Origin of the sequence: Marinactinospora rubrisoli (genome assembly GCF_042664915.1) — a bacterium.
In the GTDB taxonomy this organism is placed as follows: domain Bacteria; phylum Actinomycetota; class Actinomycetes; order Streptosporangiales; family Streptosporangiaceae; genus Marinitenerispora; species Marinitenerispora rubrisoli.
Genome location: NZ_JBHTBH010000008.1, coordinates 1 through 25,653, shown reverse-complemented (window position 1 = coordinate 25,653; position 25,653 = coordinate 1). Strand labels below are relative to the sequence as shown.

Sequence of the window (25,653 nt, the reverse complement as noted above, 5' to 3'; positions counted from 1 at the left end):
GCGGACGTTCCGGCCGACTCCGGCCAGGGCGGCCGCGGCGAGCCGGGTATCACCGGATCGCGGGGCTGCGCGAGAGCCGTTCGCCGACGTGAAAAGCCGTTATCTTCCCCCGTTGTGTTGACATATCACACAAACAAACGTATTCAGATACATACGGACTTCAATCACCAGTCAACCGGACAGCGGACGGAGGTGAACGCGGAGTTGTACGCGCCCGAGCGACACCAGGAGATCCTGACGCGGGCACGGGAACGGGGCCGCATCAACGTGCGACGCCTGGCCCAGGCTCTGGAGGTGGCTCCGGAGACCATTCGCCGGGATCTCGCGGCGCTGGAGCGCCACGGCATGCTACGCCGGGTGCACGGCGGCGCCATGCCGGTGGACCCCGCGTGGCCCCCGCCCTTCGGCCCCCTCGCAGACGAAGGGGACGCAGCCACCTCCACCGTGGAGGAACGCGTCGCGCGCACCGCCCTGGCCACGATCCCCGACTCCGGGGCGATCCTGCTGGACGCGGGGTCCATCACTCCACGGCTGGCCGCCCTGCTGCCCCGCGACCGCGATCTGACCGTCATCACCGCGTCCCTGCACGTCGCCGCGCTGGTCGCCGACCGCCCCGGCATCCACCTGCACGTCCTCGGCGGCCGGGTACTCGGCCGCTCCCCCGCCGCCACGGGGCCGTGGACCATCAGCGGACTCGACGACCTGTGGGCGGACGTCGCGTTCCTGGAGGCCGACGGCATCACACCGGACGGCGTGACCGCCACCGACCCCGACCGCGCGGACGTGCAGCGCTCCCTCCTCCGCGCGGCACGGCGCGCGGTCGTGCTCGCCGACCACAGCAAATTCGGCGGCGAGGAACCCGCGGCCGTCACCACACTGGACGCCGTCGACCGCGTCGTCTCCGACACCGACCTTGACCCCCAGATGGCCGAGGCGATCACCGCGGCCGGAACCCGGATTGAGCTGGCATGATCGTCACCGTCACCCCGAACCCCAGCATCGACCGCACCCTGGAGATCTCCGCCCTCGTGCGGGGCGAGGTGCTGCGTGCCCACGGCTCCCACTCCCAGGCGGGCGGGAAGGGCGTCAACGTCTCCCGGGCACTGCGCAACCACGGCGCCGCCACCACCGCCGTCCTGCCCACGGGCGGCGCCGACGGTGACCAGCTCATCACCCTGCTGCGCGAGCACGACGTCAACGCGGTCACCGTCCCGGTGGCCGCCACCACCCGGTCCAATCTGACCATCGCCGAGACCGACGGGACCACCACCAAGCTCAACCTCGCCGGCCCCAGCCTCACCGAGGCCGAGGTCGACGCCCTGATCGCCGCCACCGACGCCGCCCTCGCCTGCCGCCCGTCCTGGCTGGTCGCGAGCGGCAGCCTGCCCGGCGGCGCGCCCACCGACCTGTACGTGCGGATCGCGTCACGCGCCGCCGCGCTCGGCGTGCCGGTCGCGCTCGACACCTCCGGCGCGCCCCTGGAGGTGGCCGCGCTCGCCGGATCGTTCGCACTGCTCAAGCCCAACCACGAGGAGCTCGCGGAGCTGCTCGGCCGGGAGCTGCCCACCGTCGGCGACGTCGTCGGCGGCGCCCGCGAGGTGCTCTCGTGGGGGAACGAGACCGTACTCGTCACCCTGGGCGGGCACGGCGCCCTGCTGGTCGACCGCGAACGCAGCTGGTGGGCCGGCGCCCCGCGGGTGACGCCGCGCAGCACCGTGGGCGCGGGCGACTGCACGCTCGCCGGCTACCTGTACGCCGAGTCCGAGCCGGCCGAGCGCCTGCGCCGCGCCGTCGCCTGGGGCACGGCCGCCGTCGCGCTGCCCGGCACCATCGTCCCCGGCCCCGGCGACGTGGCGGCCGCCGCCGTCGAGGTGGTCCCCGACCCCGATCCGGCGCTCGTCGTCAAGGAAATGTGATCGCATGCCCGCACCGCCCCGCCACCCCGCCGCCGACCGGGCGCCCGCCGCGGTGGCCCGGCGGTGCGAGAGCGATCCCCACCCGCGCACGTGGCCCCGCCCCGCCGGCGGTGCCCTCCACGGCGTGCGCCGCCCCGCCGAGAGCGTCCCGAAGGGAGCACTGACATGCGCGACCCGCACCTGATCACCGCCGACCTCGTCCTGCCCACCCTCACCGCGACCGACCGCGAGGACGCCACCCGTCAACTCGCCACCCTGCTGCACCGGGCCGGCCGGGTCACCGATCTGGACGGCTTCCTCGCCGACGTGCGCGCCCGCGAGAGCCAGATGGCCACCGGCCTGCCCGGCCGGGTCGGCCTGCCGCACGCCCGGTCCGCGCACGTCACCGTCCCCAGCCTGGCGGTCGGCCGCTGCCCCGACGGCGTGGACTTCGCGGGCCCGGACGGCACCGCGACGCTCGTCTTCCTCATCGCCGCCCCGGCCGGAGGCGATGCCGACCACATGCGCATCCTGGCCGCTCTCGCCCGCAGACTCGTGCACACCGAGTTCCGTTCCGCACTGCTCACCGCCCCCGGCGCCGCGGAGATCGCCGCCACCGTCACGCGCGAGGTGGTCGTGTCATGAGGTTCGTGGCGATCACCTCGTGCCCGACCGGCATCGCGCACACCTACATGGCGGCCGAGGCCCTGGAGCAGGCGGCGCGCGCCGCAGGCCACGAGATGCACGTGGAGACGCAGGGCGCGGCCGGGTCGGCCCCGCTGGATCCCGAGGTCATCGCCGCGGCCGACGCCGTCATCTACGCGGCCGACCTGGAGGTGCGCGACCGGGACAGGTTCGCCGGCAAGCCGTTCGTGGACGTCGGGGTCAAGGCGCCGATCAACGACGCCGCCGCGGTGCTCGCCGCCGCTGCGGAGGCGGCGGAGAACGCGGCCGTCCCATCGGCCACGGACGCCGGAACCGGGGCCGTCCCGGATGGCGGCGCCCCGGCGCCGGTCACCAAGGTCACGGCGCACGGCGGCGCGGCCACGAGGGTCCGCCAATGGCTGATGACCGGTGTGTCGTACATGATCCCGTTCGTGGCGGCCGGTGGCATCCTCATCGCGCTCGGCTTCATGGTCGGCGGATACCAGATCAACACCGCGCAGCCGGACGAGATCGTCAACGGGTTCGACGTCACCTCGGCGCACGCCTGGGGCGCGCTGCTGTACCTCACCGGCTCGGCGGTCTTCGCCTTCCTGGTGCCGGTGCTGGCCGGATTCATCGCCTTCGCCATCGCCGACCGGCCCGGCCTGGTGCCCGGATTCCTCGGCGGGGCGGTCTCGGTGACGGTCGGCGCGGGCTTCCTCGGCGGGCTGGTCGCCGGGTTCCTGGCCGGATTCCTCGCCCTCGGCCTGACCCGGCTGCCGGTGCCGGCCGCGGTCCGCGGCGTCATGCCGGTGGTCGTCACCCCGCTGGTCGCCTCCTTCGGCACCGGCCTGGCCATGTTCGTGGTCCTCGGCCGGCCGCTGCGGGCCCTGATGGAGGCGCTGAACGGCTGGCTCGGCTCCCTGTCGGGCAGCAGTCTGGTCCTGCTGGGCGCGCTCGTCGGCCTCATGATGGCGGTCGACATGGGCGGCCCGGTCAACAAGGTCGCCTACACGTTCGCCACCGCCGGGTTGGCGGCCGTCGGCGCGTCCGCCGACTCCGGCGCCGTGGAGTTCACGATCATGGCCGCCGCGATGGCCGCCGGCATGACACCGCCGCTGGGTCTCGCCCTCGCCACGCTCGTGCGCCCGCGGCTGTTCACGCCGGGCGAGATCCAGAACGGCAAGGCGGCATGGCTGCTCGGCGCCTCGTTCATCACCGAGGGCGCCATCCCGTTCGCGGCGGCCGACCCGCTGCGGGTCATCCCGGCGCTGGTGGCCGGCTCCGGCGTGACGGGCGCCCTCGTCGCCGTGTTCGGCGCCACGCTGCGCGCACCGCACGGCGGGATCTGGGTGACCCCGTTGATCGGCGACCCGCTGCTGTTCCTGCTCGCCCTGCTCATCGGCACCGCCGTGACCGCCCTCGGCGTGTGCCTCCTCAAGAGTCTCGGCCGCCGCGCCGCGACCGCGTCCGCCGACGCCCGGAGCGAGTCCGCCGCCCCTGCCGGGGTGTGACCCGCTCCACCCAGTGACCGCGTCACCGAGCACCCCGCTCGTCCAGAGAACGAAGGAGAACCCCCATGCCCCAGCGCATCGCCACCATCGGCTCCTCGGTCGGCCTGCACGCCCGCCCGGCAGCCCTGTTCGTGCAGGCCGCGACCGCGACCGGTCTTCCGGTGACGATCGCCAAGGAGGGCGGCAACCCGGTGGACGCCCGCAGCCTGCTCACCGTGATGAGCCTTGGCGCCGTGAACGGCGACAAGGTGGTCCTGACCGCCGAGGGCGAAAACGCCCAGGCGAAGCTGGACGAGCTGGCCACCCTGCTGGAGACCGACCTCGACGCGGCCTGATCCGCCGCAGACCGGGGGCGGTGCGACGGCCACGTGCCGGGCACCGCCCCCGCGGCGTACGGGCGGCCGTCGACCGAATCACGTGCCCGCGGCCAGGATCTCCTTGGCCATGACGTCCGGGTCGTGCAGGCAACGCCACGCCGGCGCCCGGACCACCGGCTCACCGGAGATCCGGCCGAGCAGGGCGCGGCGGTCGAGCAGCCTGCGCAGTTCCCGGCCGGAGCCGGAGCGGTCCACCAGGACGAGCGTGGACCCGTGCGGGGTACGTACGCGCAGATCGGCGTGGTGCCCGTCGACCGCGACGTCCTCGGTCACCTCGTCCGACATGCTGCGGAGCGCCGCAAGGAGTGCCTGCCGGGCGGGATCGTGCGCCGGCCGGGCGGGCGCAAGCCCGGCCGGAGGCCGGGTGCGGGCGCCGGCCACCACCTCGCGTCCGGGACCGGCTCCAGCGGGGAGACCCAGGGCTCCCAGCTCGGCCGGCAGACCGCCGCAGGCCGACCAGAACGCCGCGTCCCCCACCACGATCACCCGCCGCGTGGCCCGGGTCAGGGCGGCGTGCCAGGGGTCGGCGCGAGGTGCCGCCCGGCGCACCAGGTCGGGCGGCGCGCCGGCACAGACCGTCGGCGACAGCACCACCACGTCGTGCTCCCCCGAGCGGAACGTCTCGACCGAGCCGACCCGGACCTCCCGGCCATGGCCGCGGCGCCGGATGAGCCGGCGCAGCAGCGCACGCTGTGACCGGTACGGCGCGAGCACGCCGACCGTGGCGCCGTCCGGCAGCGTGGCGTCGAGGTCGCGCACCACCGCCGCGACCGCGTTGGCCTCCTCCGGGTTGACGTAGGACCGGCCGGTGGTGCTCGCGCAGCCGCCGAGGACGTTGCGCCACTCCACGGTGCGGGCATCCGGGGCCGGTGCCCGGCCGGGGTGGGCCCGGTCGGTACCGGACCGCCCGCCGTAGAAGTGCCGGTCGGCCAGCGCGGCGAGACGCGGGGGCCGGCCCTCGGGCTCGTCCAGCCACAGCACCGGCCGTCCGGTCGCGGCCAGGGCCGCGGCGCAGGCGTGGTAGGCGGAGTCGCCGATGCCGCGCAGCGCCCGCTCGGTGAGCCAGCGCTCGCCCAGGCGGGCGGCCGTGCGGTGGCGAAGCTCCTCCTCCGGTTCGGGGCCGGTGGGCGACGCCGCCCGCCGCGGGTCGCCGATCACCAGTGCCCGCTCCGCCCGGTAGAGGAGCGGCAGTGCCTCGGCGACCGGGCAGTTCCCGGCGTCGATCAGTACGAGCAGGTCGAACAGCGCGGCCTGCGCGGGGAGCGCGCGGGCGTCGGAGGCGGTGGTGGCCCACGCGGGGACGGCCGTCAGCAGCGGCGGGAACCCGGCCCGGTTTCCCGCCCCCTGCCGGTTGAGGTCGCGCAACCGGTCGAGGACGGCTCCCCGGCCGTCCGCGGCCCTGTGGGCCACCGCGGCGGCCAGGCAGTCCCGGCTGGACACCCGGTGGCAGCCGGACGCGGCCTCCAGGTTCGCGGCGGGGTCGGCGGGGACGGCGCTGCGCTGCCACCGGTCCAGCGCGACCCGCCAGTCGTGCTCGGCGCGGGCCGACCGGCAGAGCCACGCCAGGCTCGCGGAGTCGGTGGGCACGCCCAGGCCGCGGCGGATCGCCCTCCGCCGCAGCGCGCCTACGGCCCCGCGGCGGAACGCGCCGTCGATCCGGCGCGCCCACTCCCCGGGTGGCCGGCGGCCGCCGTCGAAGAGCGCCCGCGGGTCCCATCCGGCGGACGCCAGCCGCGCCCGGGTCAGCGCCAGGAGGGCGAGCTCGTGCTCCTGCGCGGCGACCGCGTCGAGGGTCCACCGTGCCGTCCGCAGGCTCGCCCAGTCCTCGCGCAGGCTGGCATGCCGCGCCGCCGGGTCACCGGAGTCGTCGCCACGTTCGAGGAGTTCGGCGAGCGCCCGCGGCTCGGCGGCTCGGTGCCGGCTGCCGCCGGTGCGCACCACGAGCGGGCGTGTCCCGGCCTCGGCGCACCGCACGGCCGCGTCGAGGGTGGCGGTGTCCGGGGCGGCGATGAGCACGCTCTGCCCGGCGACGATGGCGGTCTGCACGGCGGCCGCGGCCAGAGTGCCCGCCCCGGTACCGGGCGGGCCGGCGACGACGGTGAGGCGTTCGGTCATCGCCGAGCGCAGCGCGTCGTGCTGCGCCTCGCCGAGCCGGCCGGTCACGACGGGCGGGCCGGGGTCGGAGCCGGCCGGGCGGGGCTCGGCGAGAGCGCCCAGCGCGGTGCCGGGGACCTGCCGCACCTGCAGGGCGTTCGCCTCGTCGCTGGCGAGGTCGGCGAGGATCCCGGAGGTGATGCCGGCGGGTGGCACCGCACGGAACAGCAGCGCGACGTTGCGCGCGCCCGCCCGGGGCGGCTGCCGGGCGAGCCCGCCGTGCAGGCGGGCGGGATCGATGTCGTCGAGCGGTTCGACGCCGAGATCGGAGAGCAGCCGGCGCGCCTTGCCCGCGAGGTCGGCGATCGCGGGGCCGTCCGGCTCCTGCCCGTCCACCAGCCAGTCGCGTAGTTCGAGCATGTCGGCGCGGCCGGAGTGACCGAGCGCGCGGAGCACCGCCGGATTGACGGCGGGGGCCGAGAGCGCCCGCAGCCGCGGCCCGGTGATGCCGGACTCGGCGGTGACGTCCACGACGAACAGCGGGGCCGCCAGCAGGCCGGTGCCGGGCCGGTCGCCGTCGGGGGCGGCGGGCAGGGCGGCCGGGTCGAGCAGCACCGTCGGGTATCCGTAGCGCACGGTGTCGCCGCGCTCTCGCGCCGCCTCGATGAGGCCGGCGGCGGCCGAGCCCAGCGCCGGGCGGGGGTCGGCGCCGCTGAACAGCGGTTCGGGACCCGCCGGCCAGCAGACGTGCCCGCCCGCGCGGTCGAGGTCGGCGAACGACCGGATGACCGCCGCGCGGCGGGTGCAGGCCGCGTGGTAGCCGAGCAGCGCCCGCCAGCGCGCGTCGTCCAGGGGCAGGGCCGGGTCGTCCTGGGGCTGCTCGGGCAGCGAACTGGGACCGCGCGCGGGCCCGAGATGGCCGACGAGCGCGCCGGAACCCGCGCGTTCGGGACCGCCCGCGCCGCGCCCGCGGACCAGCCGGACCGCGCCGCCGTCGTCGCCGAACGGCAGCACCACCGGTCGTCCGCGCCGGGTGATCGGGCCCAGGTCCGCCCGCAGGTGGTCCACGAGGTCGCGCACGTCCACCCAGCCGTCGCCGTCACGGTCCTCCGCCGCCCCGGCCAGCGCCGCGGCCGCCGCGAGGGTGAGGACGCCGCAGTCGGCGTGCCCGAGCGCGCCCGGGCGTCCGGGAATCGAGCGTCCGGCCGGATCCGGGGCGGCGACGTCGCGGTCCGCCGCCGAGACGACCACGCCGGCACCGGCGAGTTCGCGGCGCAGTTCCACCTCGGGAAGGCCCGGCCGGGCGCCGCCCGCCGAGGAGTCGCCGGCCACCCGGTGCCAGCAGTCCAGCAGAACCGCCGCGGCGCGGGCGGGGGCGGCTCGCAGCAGGTCGCCCAGCAGGCCGACCGGGATGGCGGTGCGCCGCGGACGGCAGGCCGCCGTGTCACGGGCGGCGAGGAAGAGCCGGCCGTCGCCGGTGAGGAGTCCGTATCCCGCGAAGTAGAGCAGCAGAAGGTCGTCGGGCCGGGTGTCGGCCAGGAAGGACCGCGCCGCCGCCAGCGCGCGGGCCCGGTCCGGGGCGAGCAGGAGCGTCGTCTCGTCGAACCGGCCGTGCGCCCGCAGTACCGCGTCCAGCGTCCGGGCGCCGGCGCGTGCCACCGGCAGGTCGGCGAGGACCGGATCGGTGTGGGACGTGGCGGCGATCAGCAGCGCCCGGCGGCGACCGATCCTCATGTCAACGGCTCCGCATCGCCGTTCCTGGAGACCCCTGCTGGAGCTACCGGCACGTCGCACCTCTGTTGTTCCCGGCTGTCCGGACTGGCGATCACACGGTGACGATGTCGTCACGCACAGCGATCATGTCATTGTTACGCCAGCTCATGGCGGCACATCGGGGAAACGCCGCCGATTCCCGCGCCGTGGCCGACTTCGGCCATCGACCGCGATCCGGACGCTGGTGTGCTAGAGAGGCCGCGCGGCGACGTCCGGGGCCGTCAGCCTCCCCGCGTGATCGGCCATCTGTCGCCGCGAGTGACCGACGTCCAGATCAGTGCCGCCTGCTACGACGCGGTCCTGGCACCGCTGGGAGGCCGGCGGCTGCTCCGGCCGCGCACCGCGATCGGCTACCGGACCGACCGAGTCACCCTCTGGCCGAGGTCCTCGCGCACGTCCGACGCGGCACGCGGAACGCACGTCGCCGTCACGGCCGCCGACCGCGCGGCGGTCACGGCGTTCCACGAGGCCGCCGCGGCCGTGGGAGCCGAGGTGCCGCACGCGCCACGGCCGTGGCCCGAGCACCACGACCACTAATTCGCCGCGCCCCTCCGTGATCCGGACGGCGATCACGTGGCGGCGGTGTGCCACGAGTACGAGTGCCGGGTGGCGCTGGCGCGTGCCCGCCCCGGCCGCACGTGAGGACGGGCCGGAATCACCCGTCCGGGGCCGGTGCGCGGAGCGCGCACCGGCCCGGGCGGTGACCGGCCCCTCTCCCTGCCCCCGGTCACCGCCCCGGGGACGCGGTCAGATGTCCAGGGTCGCCTCGATCGCCCGGAGCCGGTGCCGGGCCAGGGCCAGGTTGGACCGGTGCCGGTCCAGCGCCAGGTACAGGAAGAGGCCGGTGCCCTTGCGGCCGGAAAGGGGGCGGATGAGGTGGTACTGGTTCGACAGCGTGATGAGAATGTCCTCGATGGTGTCCTTGATCCCGAGCTGGTCCATCGTGCGCATCTTGGCGCGGACGACCTCGGTGTTCCCGGCCGAGGCGACCATGAGGTCGAGGTCCTTCGACGTGCCCAGCGACCCCAGCGCCATCCCGCTGCCGTAGTCGACCAGGGAGGCGCCGATCGCGCCGTCGATGGTCATCATCTCTTTCAGCCCGGTGTCGATGTCGGCCATTGCCAACCCTCCGTTCATCTGTGGTGGTACGGGGAGGTCATGGGAGGCGCGCCAGGGGCGCCACCATGCCCGGAGCAGCCGGCGGGTGCGGCTTCGGGATGTTCGCGTCATCGGGGGCGGACCCCCGCCAGCAGTACGGAGATCCCGATACGCAGCGGCGGGACGCACATGGTGCGCAGGGCGCCCAGCACGCGTTCCAGCGTGGCGCGGTCCGGTGGCGTCCATCGGACTCCGTCCCGGCCGCGCGCGGGGCGGTCCGGGTCGCGCTGGCGCACCGGCAGCCCGGCGCCGTTGCGTGGCGCGGGCCCGCCCGTGCCCGGGCCGTGCCCGCGCCGACGCTGCACCGGCACCGAGGGCGCACGCCCGAACGCCAAAAGGTCGGCCGTGGGCTCGGCGGCGAGCCGGCGCGCGAGCCGGAGGATCGCCTGCCGCGCCATGGCCAGATTGCCGGTCGCCCGGTCGAGGCGGAGCTGGATGTGGCACCGGCTGCGCACCCCCCTGCTCCTGCGGACGACCGCGGCGAGCAGGTAACCGGAGTCGGTGGTGATCACGACGTCCTCCAGGTCGGCCTCGCGGTCCGGCCGGGCGAACGGCTCGTTCTGCAGGATCGCGCGGATGACGGCCGCCGTGCCCGCGGCCTCGCCCGGCACCGCCGTGGGGTCGTGACCGCGACGCGCCACGACTCGGTCGCTGGTGTGGTCCACGAGGGACACACTGCGGGCACCCGGAATCGCCAGTAGCTCCTTCATGTGGTCGTCGATCGCGAGCACTGCGTTCCTTCACGGGTTCGGACGGCGGGACGGGCCGGTACCGGACCGGTTCGCCGTGAATTGCCGATACTCCGGGACAACTATCAAGCCTATTCGCGATCGGCGCCGGACGCAGCATTTCTGGCGGAATTCACATTTAGGGCGAGCGGCCGACCACGCGACCGCGTCGCACCGCCGGAAAAACACCCCACCGGAATCCGAGAACAGACCGGCTGTGGCCGATACTCACACCGCTCCCCCACCAGAAGGGAACAGGTCGAAAGTCCCGGAAATACGGGCCGAATGTCGGTCCACCTCCAGAGCCACCCCCACGGCGCGGTGGCGCGTTCGCCACCGGCCGCCCGACTCCCGTCACCAGGAAGTGCCGACAATGCCGACGTTTCCCCGAAGACCACCTTTCCCCATCCGGAAATCAACCGCCATCCGCCCCACAGTGCCCTTTACGCCACCACTCACGTGAAGAAGGTGACAAAAGCGCACACGCGGGAATTGCGATGACGGAAATCACCACCCCGAAGATCGGTTTCGGGCGTCCCTCCGTTCCCCGGCTCGATACATCTTCCGGGCGACCTGGGAAAACGACTGGCTTTGATACACACATTCGAGCTATGGTCACTTGCCTATGTACGCCATCCCCGCCCCCGACCCCGGCACGCCGGACCACCGGTCGCCGTGGCGCTACGTGGTGTGGACCGCTCGGCGGCAGTGGCGCACGCTGGTCCTCGCCAGCCTCCTGAGCATCCTGTTCATGGGCGTACAGGCGCTGCCGCCCGCCCTCATCGGCCGCGCGCTGGACGCCGGGCTGTCCGAGCGTGATCCGCGCGCCCTGCTGTTCTGGGTGGCGATCCTGCTGGCCGCGGGCGTCGCGCAGGCGGTGCTGGCCGCCCTCGCGCACCGGGCCGACGTGTACAACTGGTTCCACGCGGGCTACCGCACGATGCAGATCGTCGCGCGGCGGGCCGGCCGGCTCGGGATCACGCTCCGCCGGCGGGTCTCCTCCGGCGAGGTGGTGGCGGTCGGATCGTCGGACATGGAGGAACTCGGCGAACTCACCGAGTACACCGGCATGCTCGTCGGATCACTGGTCACCGTGGCCGGGATCAGCGCCTACCTCCTCGCCTCCTCCGGAACGCTCGGCCTCCTGGTCGTGGTCGGCGTTCCGGCGATCGTCGTCGCCATGGGACCGCTGATCGCCCCGTTCCACCGCCGCACCACCACGCACCGCGAGCGGCTGGCCGACCTCGCCGACCAGGCCGGCGACATCGTCGCCGGCCTGCGGGTGCTACGCGGCATCGGCGGCGAGCGGATGTTCGCGCGCCGCTACCGGGCCGCCTCCCAGGAGACGCGGTGGGCCGGTGTGCGCGTCGGGCGGTTCGACGCCCTGCTGCGCTCCGCCGAGATCCTGCTTCCCGGCCTGCTCGTCGCCGCCGTGGTGTGGTTCGGAGCGCGCGCCGCGCTCGCCGGGGAGATCACGCCCGGCCAGTTGGTGACCTTCTATGGCTACGCCGCCTACCTGGTCGTGCCGCTGCAGGCGCTCACCGCGGTGCTCGGCACGGCGGTCGCCGGACACGTCGCCGCGACCCGGATCGTACGGGTGCTCGCCCTGCGGCGCGACATCGTCGACCCCGCCGTCCCCGTGCCCGGCCCCGCCCCCGGGGGCGGCCTGTCCGACCCCGTGAGCGGAGTCGTGGTGCGGCCGGGCGTGCTCACCGCGGTCGCCTGTGCCCGGCCGGCCGAGGGCCTTGCCCTCGCGGAGCGGCTCGGCCGACTGCGCGACAGTGATCCCCCCGTGCTCTTCGGCGCGGTTTCGGGGGCTTCCACCGATCCCGCCCCGCCGGACGCCGCCGACGTGGTCGCGCTCCGCGACATGGCCCTGGCGGAGGTGCGTCGCAGGATCCTGGTGAGCGACAACGACGCGTGGCTGTTCCCGGGGCCGCTGCGCGCCGAACTCGCCCCGGACGGCACCTCCGAGGAGCGACTGGCGGCGGCGCTGCACGCGGCCAGCGCCACCGACATCGTGGCGGCGCTGCCGGGCGGACTCGATGGCCTGGTCGCCGACCGCGGCCGGGAGTTCTCCGGCGGACAGCAGCAGCGGCTGCGGCTCGCGCGTGCGCTGCTCATGGAGCCGGAGGTGCTGGTCCTGGTCGAACCGACCTCCGCCGTGGACGCCCACACGGAGGCCGCCATCGGTGAGCGGCTCGCCAAGTACCGGTCCGGGCGCACCACCGTGCTCGTCACGACGAGCCCGCTGCTGCTCGACCGCGCCGACCGCGTCTGCCACGTCGCCGACGGCCGGTCGGCGGCCGAGGGCACCCACCGCGAGCTCCTGGACCGCGATCCCGGATACGCCCGCCTGGTCCGGCGCGGAGCCGGGACGTGACGGCCGGCCGGGACCCCGCGCCACCGGGGGCGGCTCCCCGCGCCGGGCGGCCGTCGCCGGGGGCGGCCCGGGCCACGGTCACGCCCGTGGCGATACCCGTGGCCCGCGCGGCACCGCCGGTCCCCGGCATGGCCGGACCATTCCGCCGTGCGCGGTACCCCCGGCACAGGTCCCGACCGGGCGGACCGGACACCACCTAGCAGCGGGCGATCGTCCCGCACGTCCCGCACGGTGCGGGATCCGGCCGGCCGCACCGGCCCGCACGACCACTCGCGACCACCGGAGTTCCGATGACCACCGAGACGCCGACCCGCGGCCTCCCCGTCGCCGACGGCCGGGAGGTGCGGGCGTTCGCCCGCGCCACGCTGGCCCGCCACCGCCGTCCGGCGTCGGGGGTTCTGCTGCTGCACGGCGCGGCCTCCGCCGCGGGGCTGGCCGCCCCGTGGCTGCTCGGCCAGGTCGTCGACGGTGTCACCACCGGCGGCGCCGACACCGGCCGGATCGACCTCGCGACGGCCGGGATCGCCGTCTGCCTGCTGCTGCACGCCGCCCTGAGCTACCTGTCGGTGACCGCGTCGATCCGCCTCGGCGAGCGGATCCTGGCCGAACTGCGCGAGGACTTCGTGGAGCGGGTCCTGCGGCTGCGGCTGGCCACGGTCGAGCGGGCCGGCACCGGTGACCTCGTCGCGCGCACCGGCCGCGACATCGACCACCTCGCCAAGACGGCGCGGGAAGGGCTGCCCGAGATCGCGATCTCGCTGGTCACCTGCCTGCTCACCGTCGCGGGCATCACGCTGGTCGACCCGGTCCTGGTGCTGCCGGCGCTCACCGCCCTGCCGCCACTGTGGCTGGGCACGCGCTGGTACCTGCGCCGCGCCCCACAGGGCTACGTCGCCGAACTCAACGCCTACAGCAACCTGCTCCAGGGGCTCAGCGACACCGTGGAGGGCGCGCACACCGTGGAGGCGCTGCGCCGGGAGCACCAGCGCGACCGGCTGACCGACTCCGACATCGCCCGCAACTACGCCGCCGAGCGGTACCTGCTGTGGCTGCGCACCATCTGGTTCCCGACCGTGGAGATCAGTCACATCCTGCCCATCGCGGCGACCCTGCTCACCGGCGGCTGGCTGCTGTCGAACGGGCAGGCGTCGCTGGGCGAGGTGACCGCGGCGACACTGTACGTGCAGCAGCTGGTCGGGCCGGTGCAGCAGTTGTTCGAACAGGTCGACCCCACCATGAACAGCTACGCGGCCCTGCGCCGGCTGCTCGGCGTGCGCCGTGCCGAGCGGCCGGACGAGGGGTGCGGTCCGCAGCCCGAGCCGACGGATCCCCCGGCGGAGCGCGACGGGACCGCGCCCGCCCGGGCGGCGGCTCCGGCGACAGCGGGTGAGCGAACCGCGGCGGCACCGACCGACGGAAGCGTGCTGCTGCGCGGCGTGAGCTTCGGCTACCGCGCCGGCGAGGACGTCGTACGCGATGTCGACCTCGACCTGCGGAGCGGCGAGCGCCTCGCCATGGTCGGCCCGAGCGGTGCGGGCAAGTCCACGCTCGGCCGTCTCATCGCCGGGATCCACCGGCCGCGCACGGGCGACGTTCTGGTCGGCGGCCGGCCGCTCGCGGGCCTGTCCCCGGAGGAACAGCGCGGCCGGGTCGCCCTGGTCACCCAGGAGGGGCACGTCTTCAAGGGCACGCTGGCCGAGAACGTCGCGATGGTGCGCGACGGCGCCGCCACGCCGGAGGAGATCCTGGCCGCCCTCACCGCCGTCGGCGCGGACGCCTGGCTCCGGGAGCTCCCCGACGGCCTGGACACCCGGGTCGGCTCCGGCGGCCTGGCCCTCGACCCGGCCCGCGCGCAGCAACTGGCCCTGGCCCGACTCGTGCTGGCCGACCCACGCGTCCTCATCCTGGACGAGGCGACCTCCCTCCTGGATCCGCGCGCCGCGCGGGACCTGGAGCGGTCGCTCTCGGCGGTGCTGGCCGGCCGCACGGTCATCGCGATCGCGCACCGGCTGCAGACCGCCTACGACGCCGACCGCATCGCGGTGGTCGAGGACGGACGCATCACGGAGCTGGGGACACATGACGAGCTACGCGCGGCCGGGGGGACGTACGCGGCGCTGTGGCGCACATGGCATGGGGAGTAGGGGGTGCGGATAGCCGGCGATCGGCGGCCGAAGGCTGTTGTTCGCCCGCACCCACATCAACGTGCACGGCCACTACTCGTTCCTGCTCCCCGATATGCCCGGCGGGCGCCGCGAACTCCGCGACGGCGACGAGGAGGAGTGAATCCGTGTCCGATGCGGTCACGCCCCGTACCGCCACTCGCGAAAGCGTGCGGGCGGGGCCGGCCGCATCAGTGGCGGGCCAGGGGTTGATGATGCCTCGGGCCGGTACCGACGCGGGGACGGTCTCAGCCGGTCGTGGGGAAGTCGGCGCTGCGTGACAGGTCCTCCCACGCGGTGAACTCGGTGCGCAGTTGGTCGAGCTTCTCCAGGGCCATGTCGTAGGCGGGGCCGCCCAGCAGCAACCGGTGCGGGGGCCGTTGCGCTTCGACCGCGGTGATGATGGCCTGGGCCGCACGGGCGGGGTCGCCGGGCTCGCTGCCGGTGTTGGCCCGGAAGTTCGCGCGTGCGGCACCGGCGGTGTCGGCGTAGTCGGCGATCTCGTGCCCAGGCAGGGTCTCGTTGGCCGAGCGTCCGGCCCAGTCGGTGCGGAAGGGGCCCGGCTCGACCAGCATCACCCTGATGCCCAGCGGCTCCACCTCCTGCCAGAGGGCCTCGGACAGGCCTTCGACGGCGAACTTGGTGGCGTTGTAGTAGCCCACCGCGGGGAAGGAGCGCAGCCCTCCGATGGAGGAGAAGTTGACGATGGTGCCGCTACGGCGCTCGCGCATGCCGGGCAGGACCGCGCGGGTCATCTCCGACAGGCCGAAGACGTTGATCTCGAACATGCGGCGGATCTCGGCGTCGGTGCTCTCCTCCACCGCGGCGAAGTAGCCGATCCCGGCGTTGTTGACCAGCACGTCGATGCCGCCGAAGCGATCGGAGGCCGCGGTGACGGCGGCGCGGACCTGGTCGGGACGGGTCACGTCCAGCTCCAAGGCCAGGGCACGTGCGCCGGAGTCGGCGACCAGGTCGCGGATCTGGTCGGTGTCGCGGGCGGTGACCACCGCCCGGTCGCCCCGGGCGAGTACGGCAGCGGCGAGCCGGCGGCCGAACCCGGTCGAGCAGCCGGTGATGAACCAGGTCTTCACAGCAGATGTCCTTCCACGTGGTGCGTTGGTCACGGCGGGCCGCCGTCCTCGTGGGCGGTCGGCCCGAGCCGCTGTGTTCCCAGCTCACCACCGTCGGGCCCCGCAGCGGGTCCCGGTTGAGGGGGCGGCATTTCCCGGGCACCGGGTGCATAGGACGCACCAACCCCCTTTGGGGACGAATCGGGCACCGCTCTGCGGGGCATCATGGTCGCCATGAGCCACAACGTGGAGCTGGGCGAGTTCCTACGGCACAGCCGGGCCCGGATCAGTCCGGAGTCGGTGGGCCTGCCCGAACGCGGGGCCTTTCGGCGGGTGCCGGGGCTGCGCCGTGAAGAGGTGGCGCAGTTGGCCGGGGTGAGCACCGACTACTACACCCGCCTGGAGCAGGGACGCCGGATCAGCCCCTCCGACAGCGTGCTGGAGGCGATCGCCGACGCTCTGCGCCTGTCCGAGACCGAGCGCTCCCACCTGTTCCACCTGGCCCGCCCCAGGAGCGCCCGCGACCGGCGCGAAGCGGGACAGGTACAGCGGGTGCGTGCGGGGGTGCGCCGGATGCTGGACTCCTTCACCGACCAGGCCGCCTTCGTACTGGGCCGGCGCGGGGACGTGTTGGCCACCAACCGCCTGTGCCGGGCTCTGCTGGCCGACTTCGACTCCATGCCCTACCGGGAGCGCAACCTGACCCGGTGGATCATCCTGGACGAGGCCGCCCGGGAGCTGTACGTGGACTGGGAGCGCATCGCCTCGGAGATGACCGCGATCCTGCGCCTGGACGCGGGCCGCCACCCCGAGGACACGCGCACCGCCGAACTCGTGGGCGAGCTGGCGATGAAGAGCGAGCACTTCCGCCGGTGGTGGGCCGACCACAAGGTGCTGGCGCGCACCTTCGGCCACAAACGCCTGCGCCATCCGCTCGTGGGCCCGCTGACCATCGACTACCAGGCCCTGACCCTGCCGGGTGAGGAGGACCAGACCCTGTTCGTCTACCTGCCCGCCCAGGACCAGGCCTCCCAGGAGGCGTGGCGGCTGCTGGCCAGTTGGTCCGCCGAGCAGCCCGCGCCCCGCCCGGAGTCCGTTGAACCGCGCACACCCAGGAGTACGCCATGAGCACCACACCCACCGGTCCGTCCGAGCGTCCGTTGGCGCTGGTGACCGGCGCCTCGGCCGGAATCGGCTACCAGCTGGCCCTGCAACTCGCGCAACAGGGCCACGACCTGGTGGCCACCGGCCGCAGCGACGGCGTCGACCGGGCCGCGGCCGACTTCGAAGAACACGGTGCCCGGGTCTACCCCGTGCGCGCCGACCTCGCCGAGCGCGAGGGCGTGGACGCGGTCTGGGAGGCGGTCCAGGCCACTGGGCGGCCGCTGGAGGTGGCCGTGCTCAACGCCGGGCGCAGCATCGGCGGGGCCTTCCTGGACACCGACCTGGACGACGAGCTCGCCCTGGTCGACCTCAACGTCACCTCCGTGGTCCACCTGGCCAAGCACGTGGCCCGGCACATGGCCGCCCACCGTAGGGGGAGGATCCTGATCACCTCGTCTCTTTCGGCCACGCTGCCGACCCCGTATGAGACGGTCTACGGGCCCTCACGAGCCTTCACCCGCATGTTCGCTCTGGGGCTGCGCGAGGAGCTCAAGGAGCACGGGGTGAGCGTGACGACCCTGCTGCCCGGCGCCACCGACACCGACTTCCACTCCCGTGCGGGCATGGACAACACCGCCTTCGGACCCGGTGCGAAGAAGAACAGCCGCGTCCAGGTGGCCCGCCAGGGGCTGGAGGCACTCCTGGCCGGGCGCGCCCAGGTGGTCGGCGGCGACCTGGCCACCCGGTGGGCGTATGTGAAGCACCGTTTCCTAGCCGAGACGTACAAGGCCGCCCGCCATGCCCTCAAGGCCCGGCCGCGCACCGGCTCGCCGTCGACCGCCCCCGCCGAGCGCTGACAGGCCGGCCTCGCGGCTTCCGCGCTTCCTCACCCCCCCGTACCTGTGCGGATGACCAGGGACGAGGTGTGGTGGGGGTGAAGCCCCGCACGCGGGGGGGGCGAAAAACGGCCGGCCGGTCGTGCCGGCGCCCGTGCGTCGCGCTATGCCTTCTCCTGTACCCGCAGGGCCAGCCACAGCTCCGTCCGGTAGTCCGGGTCGTCCAGGTCCCCCGGGAGCAGCTCCCGGATGCGGGTGATCCGGTACCGCAGGGTGTGCCGGTGGATGCCCAGGGACTCCGCCGCCGCGTCCCAGCGGCCCGCGGTGGCGAGGAAGGCGCGCAAGGAGGCGATCAGGTCGCTCGCCGCGCGCTGGTCGCGCAGTGGGGCGAGGAGATCGTCGGCCAGCCGGGTCCCGGACGGAGTGTCGACCAGGCCGAGGAAGCCGCCCGGCAGGTCGGCGTGCCGGACGAGGCGGGCCGCACCGCGCTGGGCCGACTCCAGGGCCCGTTCCGCCTGGGTACGGCTGGTGGACAGGTCGGTGTAGCCGGTGGGTTCGCCGACTCCGACCGGGCCTCCGGTGACGCGGGCCAGCAGCTCCCCGGGGTCGTCCGCCACGCTGCCGAGCAGCACCACCCGGCCGTCCAGCTCGGCGGCCAGCTGGCCCTCCAGTTGCGGGTCCGCCGCGACACTGGTCTCGGGATCGGCCGCCGCCACCGCCACGGCGACCGGCTCGGCGGGCAGGGCGGCCCGCAGTCCCGCGGCCGCCGCGCCCCCGACGTCCACGGCGCCGCCGAGCAGGGCGCTGAGCAGCCCCACCCGGAGTTCGGCTCCGCTGCCGGGTGAGCTGCGTTCCATCTCCAGGGACAGCAGCGAGATGGCGGCGCTCACCAGGGTCCGCTCGTCGGCGCCGAGCAGGTGCGGGGAGCCGACCGCGAGGAAGCCGCGCAGCCGGCCGCCCACACCGAGCGGCTGGATGGCGACGTTGTCGCCGCCGTTGGACACCGACACGCTGGCGCGGTGCGGTGAGCCGCGCAGCCGCCGTACTTCGGCGTCGAGTGCCGTGGCGTGCTGGGCGGCGTCGGCGGGGAAGGCGTGCCGCAGCGCTCCGCCCGGGCCGAAGAGCAGCACCCACCCGCCCAGTTCGGCGCCGAGCCGGTCCACGACGGCGTCCGCGCCGCGCAGCGCCGCCTGGGTGAGCTGCCGCTGCGCCACGAAGGCACGGGTCAGCCCTTCGTACTCCTCCCTGGCCAGCAGCCGCGAGACCTCCTTGCCAACGGCCACGAACGGAGTGGGCGTGGGCACCTCGACGAGCGGCAGCCCGAGCTCGGTCGCGGCCTCCAGCAGGTCGGCGGGCACCGTCTCGTGGGCCACCCCGATCCCGAACCCGAGTCCGGTGACGTCGCGTTCGAGGAGGCGGCGGACGTAGTCGCGCGCCGTGCCCGGTTGCTCCGCCCAGCGGATGCCGGTGGTCAGCAGGAGCTCGCCGCCCTCCAGGTAGGGCGTGGGGTCGGTCAGCTCGCTGACGGCGACCCACCGCACGGGCCGGTCGAGCCGGGCGCCTTCGGTGAGCAGCCGCAGCCGGAGTCGGGGAATGCGAAGGACGGCGCCGAGAGTGGGCGGCACAGCGGGCTCCTCGGTCAGCGGACGTAGGGGATGGTCACAGGACGGCGGGCACGGGCGGGCGCCACGCGTGAGCGCCGGCCGGTGGGCACCATTGCCACACGCGACTCGCCAACCAGATTGGCCAACTGCCTACCGTGATCTTATCCACCATGGAGATAACTTCCGCAATGCCGCGGGGCAACGATTCAGCGCCGCAACCAGGGTTGCAACCGGGGAGGGCCGGCCGGTCACGCGAACGCGGCCGCCCCGGCTCCGCGGCACGCTCGGGCCGCGCGCCGGCGCCCGCCGCGCACGAGACGTCGATGGTAACGCGCCCGACACGCCGTGAGTGCCGGATTCGCCCTGTTTCGCGGCCGGGATTACGGCTCGGACACGGCACTCGACGCGCCGGACGGGAACGGCCCGGGTTTCGGGCACGCGAATCCCCGACCCGCCGCACCGTAGGCGATGGCGCCGAGCCGAGGCGGCGACCACCGCCCGGGAGTTCCGCCGACTTCCGACCCATATGTCACCCGATCCGGGAACCCGTGCGCCGACATGTTCGACTTGCAGCTACTTAGAGTTAGTATGGCAACGCTCTGAGTGACAAAAATCGGCCTGGACTATTCCGGTGCCCGAGGGTTTCTGGTTCAATAAAGAGCCGGTAACTATTGGCCCGCCAGACTGTCCTAAACCACGGGGGGAGCAAGGACGTTGAGCGGTCTGAGCATGATGTGCGAGCGAAGCACAGCAAATGCGGACTCAAGCGGCAGCATCTACGTGTTCGACCCCGGGGCACTCACCCCGGCGCAACTGATGGGCGACGCCTGCGCCATCTGCCACGCCAAGTGGCCCCGCCCGCGCCAGCCGCTGGGCGAACTGCCCGACGGCTCGGAAGTGTTCGGGTGCGACGAGTGCGCCGGAATCGTGGTGGCGCACAACGCCCGTAGCGTACGCGCACACGCCCTGGCGGCACACTGACCCGCGACCGGCCGAGGGCCGACGACGGACGGTCGCTGACGTGCGGTGTTCACAGCGCCGACGGGCACCGTCCCGGGTGAGCATATCCCTCTAGGGCGCGCCAGGCCACCTCCGCGTCCCGGACGGGCACCGCGTGGCGGAAGCATCCCGGATCCGGGGGGTAACCCGGGCGCTTCCGCCGCGGTCCGCCACGGTCGGGCGGTGCCGTGTGCTCAGCCGACCGCGTCGGCGTTCACCGTCCTCAGTGCCTCGATCAGGATGTCGCGCCCTTCCCGCGCCTCCTCCTCGGTCAGTGTCAGCGGCGGTGCCATGCGCAGCACGTTTCCGCGCAGCCCGCCCTTGCCGACCAGGAGGCCGCGCCGCCGGGTCTCCTCCAGCACCGCGCCGGCGAGTTCCGGGCTGGGCGCGCCGGTGCCCGGGTCGATCATGTCCACCGCGAACATCAGGCCACGGCCGCGAACCGCCCCCACCGTGGCAAGCGAGCCGGCCAGCGGGCGCAGTCCGTCCAGGACCACCGGACCGAGCCGGGCCGCGTTGGCCTGAAGGTCGTGGTCGAGCACGTAGTCCAGCGTGGCGTTGGCGGCAGCCGTCGAGACGGGGTTGCCGCCGAAGGTGGACACGCCGTTGGCGGTCAGCCCGTCCATGAGGTCGCCGCGCGCCACGACCCCGCCGATCGCGAACCCGTTGCCCAGGCCCTTGGCGAACGTGAGCGCGTCAGGGGTGACGCCATGGTTGCCGATACCCCAGAAGCCGCTACCGGTGCGTCCCCATCCGGTCTGCACTTCATCGGAGACGAACAGGATGCCGTGCTCGTCCAGGACCTCCTTGTAGGCGGCGAAGAGCCCGTCGGGCGGCATGGCGAAGCCGCCCACGCCCTGGATCGGCTCCGCGATCAGGCACGCCACGTCCGGCGCGGTCGCGGTGGCGAGCACGTCGCGCAGGTCGGCGACGCAGGCGGCGATGTAGTCGGCGTCGGACATCCCGCGGAACGCGGGCAGGTCACGGTCGGTGCCGTGCAGGTAGTGCACGTTCAGCGGCGACAGCGCGGAGTTCTTCCACCCCCGGTTGCCGGTGACGGCGATCGTTCCGTAGGAGCGGCCGTGGTAGCTGTTGCGCATGGCCAGCACCTGGTCACTGCCACGAGCGCAGGTGGCCAGGAGCAGGGCCGTCTCGTTGGCCTCCGTTCCGGAGTTGGTGAAGAAGACCTTGGCGTCGGGGATTCCGGACAGCCGCGCGATCTTCTCGGCCAGTTCCACCTGGCCGCGCAGCAGGTAGAGGGTGGAGGTGTGCACCACGCCCCGGGCGATCTGCCGTTCCACGGCCTCCCGCACCTCGGGGACGTCGTAGCCGAGCATGTTGGTGACGATGCCGGCGAAGAAGTCGAGGTAGGTCCGGCCTTCGGAGTCGGTGACCCGGTTGCCCTTGCCTGCGGTGATCTCGATGGGTGCGTCGTAGTAGAGGGCCAGCCACGAGGGCATGACCGCGCGATGGCGAGCGAGCAGATCCGACATGGTCTCAGTCTCACCGCGCGCGCCGTGCTCCGCCAGCGCCGGCCCGGCGTTTCCCATCCATGGATTTAACAACATGTCATGACGAATCGGTCATGCGTCACCGTTCCCCACATTACGTCACACTCCGTGATGGACCACGCCCGCAGTGCGATCCGCTACCGCGCGCCCGGCCCGTCCGATTCCAGGCTGTAAATCGGCTCCCCCGTACGCTGACACAGCGCTGGTTAGACTTGATCACGTGCTGCCCTCCCTCGCCGACGTGCTCCGGCTCCCGGCCCTGCGCCGAGCCCGGGCGCGCGTCGTCGTCGGTGCCGACCTGCTCGACATCGCCGTGCGCTGGGTGCACATCGCCGAGGTCACCGATCTCGCCCACCTGCTGCACGGCGGCGAACTCGTGCTGGCCACCGGCATCGCCATGCCGGACGACCCGGACGCCCTGCGCCGCTATGTGACCGAACTGGCGGAGGTGGGGGTCGCGGGGATCGCGGTGGAGCTGGGCCGCAAGTACCAGAGCGAACTCCCCGCGGCGCTGCTCGACGCCGCCCGCGAGGTCCGGATGCCCGTCATCTCGCTGGGCCGCGGGGCCAGGTTCGTGGAGATCACCGAGGCGGTGCACATCCGCGTCGTCAACGAGCAACTGGCGGAGCTGCGCGAGTCCGAACGCCTGCACGAGGTCTTCACCCGGCTGTCGGTCGAGGGCGCGCAACCGGGGCAGGTACTGCGCGAGGTCCAGCGGCTGTCCGGCTGCCCGGTCGTGCTGGAGAACCTCACCCACCAGGTACTCGCCTGCGAGCCGGGCGGCGAGGACCCCGGCCCGCTGCTCACCTCCTGGGAGAGCCGGTCCCGCCGGGTGTCCGCCACGGCCCGCACCGCGCACGACCCGGCCACCGGCTGGCTGGTGACCATGGTCGGCGCGCGCGGGCAGGACTGGGGGCGGCTCATCCTGGTCTGCGGCGGCTCCCCCACCCCGCGCCAGACCATGCTCGTGGAGCGCGCGGCCAGCACGCTCGCCCTCGGCCGGCTGGTGGAGCGGCACGAGGAGGGCCTGGAGCGCCAGACGCACCGCACCATCATCGCCGGCATCGTCGACCGCGCCTACTCCGACCCGGAGGAGGCCCTGGTCCGGGCGCGCGCGGTCGGGGTCCCGCTGAGCGGGCGCAACCTGCTCGGCATCGTGCTGCGGCTCCGGGAGAACGGCACCGGCATCGCCGCGCAGGCCCGGCTGGCCGACTCCGCCGAGGGCGCCGCTCGCGCCTGCCGCGAGTTGCGGCTTCCGGCGCTCGTCGGCTCCCTGGACGACCAGCGGGTGGGCATCCTGCTCGCGCTGCCCGATCACGAGCCGATGGACTCCTGCCTCGCCCGGCTCGCCGAGCGGATCCGGGACCGGGTCGGCGACGGCTCGGTGCTCGCCGTGGGTTCGCGCGCCGACGGCATCCGCGACGTGCGCCGGTCGTTCCTGGAGGCCCGGCAGGTCGGTGACGTCGCCCTGCGGCAGACCGACGACCGGCCGTACTACCGGCTGCCGGACCTGCACCTGCGCGGGCTGCTGCACCTACTGCGCGATGACGAGCGGGTGCAGACCTACGTCGAACGCGAACTGGGCCCGCTGCTCGCCTACGACGCCCGCCACGGCAGCGACCTCACCGAGATGCTGCGCTGCTACCTGTCCGCCGGGCGCAACAAGGCGCTCGCAGCCAGCCGGGCCCACCTGTCCCGGCCGGCGTTCTATGAGCGGCTGCGCCGGACCTCACGCGTGCTGAACGTGGACCTGGACTCCGTGGAGACCTGCCTGTCCTTGCACGTCGCGCTGCTGTCCCTGGATTCGGTCCGCGAGCGGTTGCACCACTGAGCCGCCGCCCGGCCGGGCTCATCCCGCCCGGTCCGCGGACCCGATGCCGTGCAGCAGGGTGTTCACGACCTGGCTGGCCAGTGCGTCGGTGTCGCCGTCGGCGGGAGGATGCTGGGTGGCCTCGTGGATCAGGGCGTAGTACACGCGGCGGGCCCAGTCGATCTCGACGTCGGCCCGCACCACGCCGGCGTCACGAGCCCGGCGGAACAGCCGGTCGCACTCGGCGCGTACGTCGGCGTGGATCCGCGCCACCTCGGAATCCGCCGCGCCGCCCCGGCTCATGGCGTACCCCCAGCCGATCTTGATCCGCAGCACGTCCGCCGTCACCTGGTGGAGCGCGACCAGCGGCGGCAGCGTGTCGGGCCGGTCGGCCAGGACGGCGGCGCCGAACTGCCGGACGGCCCAGAGGGTCATCTCGTCAATGAGCGCCTCGCGGGAGGCGAACCGCCGGTGGATCGTGGTGCGCGCGACACCGGCGGCCTCGGCGATCCGCTCGACGGGCGCCGCCGGATCGTCCCGCAGCACGCGTTCCGCGGCCTCCAGAATCCGCCGCACCGTCCGCTCGGCGTCCGAGCGCAGGGCCCGCCCCGCCGAGCCCCGGTCGGTCTTGTTCCGCTGCTCGTCACCTGCCATGTCTCGTCGCATCGACGAAATACTACACCGACGATGCCATTTCACCATCACTTGCAACATTCATGTTGCAAGTACTACCGTTCTGGCATCACAGATGATGCAACGAGGACGGGAGAGTCCGATGGACCTGAAACTGGCCGGGAAGACCGCCGTGGTGACCGGTGCGAGTCGTGGAATCGGCCTCGCGGTCGTCCGGAACCTGATCGACGAGGGCGTGCGGGTGGTGGCCGGCGCGCGCACGGTCACGCCGGAACTGCGCGACACCGGAGCGATCGCCGTATCGGTCGACCTCTCGACCGCGGACGGCCCCGGGCGGCTGGTGGAGACCGCGCTCGGCGAGCTGGGGGATCTCGACGTCCTGGTGAACAACGTGGGCGGCGGTGACACCGGCGCCGACCAGGTCGGCGGCTTCCTCTCATTCGACGATGACCAGTGGCGAGGCCACTTCGACCTGAACTTCCTCAGCGCGGTGCGCACCACCCGCGCCGCCGTTCCCGCCCTGCTCCGCCGCCGGGGCGCCATCGTCAACATCTCGTCCAACGGGGCCCGCATGCCGCACTCCGGCCCCGTCCCCTACACCACCGCCAAGGCGGCGCTCACCGCCCTCGGCAAGGCCCTGGCCGAGGAGTTCGGTCCGCAGGGGCTGCGGGTCAACACCGTCTCCCCCGGCATGGTCCGCACCTCGCTGTGGGAGGGGCAGGACAGATACGGCGCCGCGCTCGCCACGGCGATGGGGACCGAACTCGGCCAGCTGCTCACCGAGCTGCCCGCCGCCATCGGGATGACGACCGGGCGCATGGTCGAGCCGGAGGAGGTCGCCGCGCTGGTCGTCCACCTGGTGTCACCGCTCGCGGCGAGCGTCACCGGCGCCGATCACGTGATCGACGGCGGCGCCGTCAAGACCGTGTGATCGGGCGGTCCCGGTGATCGATCCGGGCGGACCGACGGGACGGCCCTGCCCGGCCACCGGGTCACACGTAATGGGCCACCGCACCCGTGAAAAGCCGCGGCGGACCGGTAAACCCCCACCGGCCACTTGGCGTCCTACCCCGTGACGGCGGCCGCGCCTCGCCCCCGAGGGGCACGGCCGCCGTTCCACGTCCACGGAGGGTGAGCCGCCGAGTGTCCGGAGTCGTCGGCGTCCCCGGGCGGAGCCCCCGATGCCGGCGGCGAAGGAAAGCGAGACGGCGAACCCGACCATAAGCACCAAGGGTGAGCCGCCGAGTGTCCGGAGTCGTCGGCGTCCCCGGGCGGAGCCCCCGATGCCGGCGGCGAAGGAAAGCGAGACGGCGAACCCGACCATAAGCACCAAGGGTGAGCCGCCGAGTGTCCGGAG

20 protein-coding genes are annotated in these 25,653 nt (G+C 73.9%); 13 read left to right on the top strand and 7 right to left on the bottom strand.

What is annotated here, in order from left to right; translation table 11 throughout:
* Nucleotides 1-192: 192 nt before the first annotated feature.
* The 5 genes from ACFQRF_RS17160 (at nucleotide 193) to ACFQRF_RS17140 (ending at nucleotide 4,389) form a co-directional block, all read left to right on the top strand.
* Nucleotides 193-972: a DeoR/GlpR family DNA-binding transcription regulator gene (locus ACFQRF_RS17160; RefSeq protein ID WP_379872117.1), complete on the top strand. Its 780-nt coding sequence runs from the start codon at nucleotides 193-195 to the stop codon at nucleotides 970-972.
* Nucleotides 969-1,916 carry a 1-phosphofructokinase gene (gene pfkB, locus ACFQRF_RS17155; RefSeq protein WP_379872116.1) on the top strand — a complete coding sequence of 316 codons (948 nt, stop codon included), beginning with the start codon at nucleotides 969-971 and terminating at the stop codon, nucleotides 1,914-1,916. The genes ACFQRF_RS17160 and pfkB overlap by 4 nt, the downstream gene beginning before the upstream one ends.
* A 165-nt stretch (nucleotides 1,917-2,081) precedes the next feature.
* Complete coding sequence (locus tag ACFQRF_RS17150; protein ID WP_379872115.1) at nucleotides 2,082-2,540, top strand: PTS sugar transporter subunit IIA; 459 nt, start codon at nucleotides 2,082-2,084, stop codon at nucleotides 2,538-2,540.
* Nucleotides 2,537-4,054, top strand: coding sequence for a PTS fructose transporter subunit IIC (locus tag ACFQRF_RS17145; protein ID WP_379872114.1), 1,518 nt, complete (start codon nucleotides 2,537-2,539; stop codon nucleotides 4,052-4,054). Before ACFQRF_RS17150 ends, ACFQRF_RS17145 begins: the two co-directional genes overlap by 4 nt.
* A gap of 65 nt (nucleotides 4,055-4,119) precedes the next feature.
* Entirely contained in the window at nucleotides 4,120-4,389 is a 270-nt protein-coding gene (locus tag ACFQRF_RS17140) for an HPr family phosphocarrier protein (RefSeq protein ID WP_379872113.1), read from the top strand.
* Between the two features lie 78 nt (nucleotides 4,390-4,467).
* Here the strand turns inward: ACFQRF_RS17140 and ACFQRF_RS17135 are convergent, their stop codons facing one another.
* Nucleotides 4,468-8,259, bottom strand: coding sequence for an AAA domain-containing protein (locus ACFQRF_RS17135; RefSeq protein ID WP_379872112.1), 3,792 nt, complete (start codon nucleotides 8,257-8,259; stop codon nucleotides 4,468-4,470).
* Between the two features lie 273 nt (nucleotides 8,260-8,532).
* Between ACFQRF_RS17135 and ACFQRF_RS17130 the strand changes: the two genes are divergently transcribed.
* Entirely contained in the window at nucleotides 8,533-8,835 is a 303-nt protein-coding gene (locus ACFQRF_RS17130) for a VOC family protein (protein WP_379872111.1), read from the top strand.
* Nucleotides 8,836-9,045: 210 nt separating this feature from the next.
* Here ACFQRF_RS17130 and ACFQRF_RS17125 read toward each other — a convergent pair whose 3' ends face one another.
* Both ACFQRF_RS17125 and ACFQRF_RS17120 read right to left on the bottom strand, forming a co-directional pair.
* Nucleotides 9,046-9,417, bottom strand: a complete 372-nt coding sequence (locus tag ACFQRF_RS17125) for a hypothetical protein (protein WP_379872110.1) — start codon at nucleotides 9,415-9,417, stop codon at nucleotides 9,046-9,048.
* 107 nt (nucleotides 9,418-9,524) lie between these two features.
* Nucleotides 9,525-10,187 carry a hypothetical protein gene (locus ACFQRF_RS17120; protein WP_379872109.1) on the bottom strand — a complete coding sequence of 221 codons (663 nt, stop codon included), beginning with the start codon at nucleotides 10,185-10,187 and terminating at the stop codon, nucleotides 9,525-9,527.
* Nucleotides 10,188-10,809: 622 nt separating this feature from the next.
* Between ACFQRF_RS17120 and ACFQRF_RS17115 the strand changes: the two genes are divergently transcribed.
* Nucleotides 10,810-12,567 carry an ABC transporter transmembrane domain-containing protein gene (locus tag ACFQRF_RS17115; RefSeq protein ID WP_379872108.1) on the top strand — a complete coding sequence of 586 codons (1,758 nt, stop codon included), beginning with the start codon at nucleotides 10,810-10,812 and terminating at the stop codon, nucleotides 12,565-12,567.
* Nucleotides 12,568-12,857: 290 nt separating this feature from the next.
* Nucleotides 12,858-14,711 carry an ABC transporter ATP-binding protein gene (locus ACFQRF_RS17110; RefSeq protein ID WP_379872107.1) on the top strand — a complete coding sequence of 618 codons (1,854 nt, stop codon included), beginning with the start codon at nucleotides 12,858-12,860 and terminating at the stop codon, nucleotides 14,709-14,711.
* 266 nt (nucleotides 14,712-14,977) lie between these two features.
* Here ACFQRF_RS17110 and ACFQRF_RS17105 read toward each other — a convergent pair whose 3' ends face one another.
* Entirely contained in the window at nucleotides 14,978-15,820 is an 843-nt protein-coding gene (locus tag ACFQRF_RS17105) for an oxidoreductase (protein ID WP_379872106.1), read from the bottom strand.
* Between the two features lie 213 nt (nucleotides 15,821-16,033).
* Between ACFQRF_RS17105 and ACFQRF_RS17100 the strand changes: the two genes are divergently transcribed.
* Complete coding sequence (locus ACFQRF_RS17100; RefSeq protein WP_379872105.1) at nucleotides 16,034-16,927, top strand: helix-turn-helix transcriptional regulator; 894 nt, start codon at nucleotides 16,034-16,036, stop codon at nucleotides 16,925-16,927.
* Nucleotides 16,924-17,760: an SDR family NAD(P)-dependent oxidoreductase gene (locus tag ACFQRF_RS17095; protein ID WP_379872104.1), complete on the top strand. Its 837-nt coding sequence runs from the start codon at nucleotides 16,924-16,926 to the stop codon at nucleotides 17,758-17,760. The genes ACFQRF_RS17100 and ACFQRF_RS17095 overlap by 4 nt, the downstream gene beginning before the upstream one ends.
* A gap of 143 nt (nucleotides 17,761-17,903) precedes the next feature.
* Here the strand turns inward: ACFQRF_RS17095 and ACFQRF_RS17090 are convergent, their stop codons facing one another.
* The gene (locus ACFQRF_RS17090; protein WP_379872103.1) at nucleotides 17,904-19,364 is read right to left on the bottom strand and encodes a PucR family transcriptional regulator; all 1,461 of its coding nucleotides are present in this window, start codon (nucleotides 19,362-19,364) and stop codon (nucleotides 17,904-17,906) included.
* A gap of 711 nt (nucleotides 19,365-20,075) precedes the next feature.
* Here ACFQRF_RS17090 and ACFQRF_RS17085 point away from each other — a divergent pair.
* The gene (locus ACFQRF_RS17085) at nucleotides 20,076-20,324 is read left to right on the top strand and encodes a hypothetical protein (RefSeq protein WP_379872382.1); all 249 of its coding nucleotides are present in this window, start codon (nucleotides 20,076-20,078) and stop codon (nucleotides 20,322-20,324) included.
* Between the two features lie 212 nt (nucleotides 20,325-20,536).
* On the opposite strand, the gene ACFQRF_RS17080 is transcribed toward ACFQRF_RS17085, so the two are convergent.
* Nucleotides 20,537-21,835: an aspartate aminotransferase family protein gene (locus ACFQRF_RS17080; RefSeq protein ID WP_379872102.1), complete on the bottom strand. Its 1,299-nt coding sequence runs from the start codon at nucleotides 21,833-21,835 to the stop codon at nucleotides 20,537-20,539.
* 238 nt (nucleotides 21,836-22,073) lie between these two features.
* Between ACFQRF_RS17080 and ACFQRF_RS17075 the strand changes: the two genes are divergently transcribed.
* A complete protein-coding gene (locus ACFQRF_RS17075) occupies nucleotides 22,074-23,684 on the top strand; it encodes a PucR family transcriptional regulator (protein ID WP_379872101.1) in 1,611 nt (536 codons plus the stop codon).
* Nucleotides 23,685-23,702: 18 nt separating this feature from the next.
* Here ACFQRF_RS17075 and ACFQRF_RS17070 read toward each other — a convergent pair whose 3' ends face one another.
* Nucleotides 23,703-24,329, bottom strand: a complete 627-nt coding sequence (locus ACFQRF_RS17070) for a TetR/AcrR family transcriptional regulator (RefSeq protein ID WP_379872100.1) — start codon at nucleotides 24,327-24,329, stop codon at nucleotides 23,703-23,705.
* A gap of 109 nt (nucleotides 24,330-24,438) precedes the next feature.
* Here ACFQRF_RS17070 and ACFQRF_RS17065 point away from each other — a divergent pair, with 109 nt between their 5' ends.
* Nucleotides 24,439-25,227, top strand: coding sequence for an SDR family oxidoreductase (locus ACFQRF_RS17065; RefSeq protein WP_379872099.1), 789 nt, complete (start codon nucleotides 24,439-24,441; stop codon nucleotides 25,225-25,227).
* Nucleotides 25,228-25,653: the final 426 nt, after the last annotated feature.

Bases quoted from the DNA above. Each gene is read 5' to 3' on its own strand.
- ACFQRF_RS17140 (WP_379872113.1), top strand. From the start codon at position 4,120: ATGCCCCAGCGCATCGCCACCATCGGCTCCTCGGTCGGCCTGCACGCC.
- ACFQRF_RS17065 (WP_379872099.1), top strand. From the start codon at position 24,439: ATGGACCTGAAACTGGCCGGGAAGACCGCCGTGGTGACCGGTGCGAGT.
- ACFQRF_RS17100 (WP_379872105.1), top strand. From the start codon at position 16,034: ATGAGCCACAACGTGGAGCTGGGCGAGTTCCTACGGCACAGCCGGGCC.
- ACFQRF_RS17150 (WP_379872115.1), top strand. From the start codon at position 2,082: ATGCGCGACCCGCACCTGATCACCGCCGACCTCGTCCTGCCCACCCTC.
- ACFQRF_RS17080 (WP_379872102.1), bottom strand. From the start codon at position 21,835: ATGTCGGATCTGCTCGCTCGCCATCGCGCGGTCATGCCCTCGTGGCTG.
- ACFQRF_RS17110 (WP_379872107.1), top strand. From the start codon at position 12,858: ATGACCACCGAGACGCCGACCCGCGGCCTCCCCGTCGCCGACGGCCGG.
- ACFQRF_RS17115 (WP_379872108.1), top strand. From the start codon at position 10,810: ATGTACGCCATCCCCGCCCCCGACCCCGGCACGCCGGACCACCGGTCG.
- ACFQRF_RS17125 (WP_379872110.1), bottom strand. From the start codon at position 9,417: ATGGCCGACATCGACACCGGGCTGAAAGAGATGATGACCATCGACGGC.
- ACFQRF_RS17085 (WP_379872382.1), top strand. From the start codon at position 20,076: ATGTGCGAGCGAAGCACAGCAAATGCGGACTCAAGCGGCAGCATCTAC.
- ACFQRF_RS17145 (WP_379872114.1), top strand. From the start codon at position 2,537: ATGAGGTTCGTGGCGATCACCTCGTGCCCGACCGGCATCGCGCACACC.
- ACFQRF_RS17095 (WP_379872104.1), top strand. From the start codon at position 16,924: ATGAGCACCACACCCACCGGTCCGTCCGAGCGTCCGTTGGCGCTGGTG.
- ACFQRF_RS17070 (WP_379872100.1), bottom strand. From the start codon at position 24,329: ATGCGACGAGACATGGCAGGTGACGAGCAGCGGAACAAGACCGACCGG.
- ACFQRF_RS17135 (WP_379872112.1), bottom strand. From the start codon at position 8,259: ATGAGGATCGGTCGCCGCCGGGCGCTGCTGATCGCCGCCACGTCCCAC.
- pfkB (WP_379872116.1), top strand. From the start codon at position 969: ATGATCGTCACCGTCACCCCGAACCCCAGCATCGACCGCACCCTGGAG.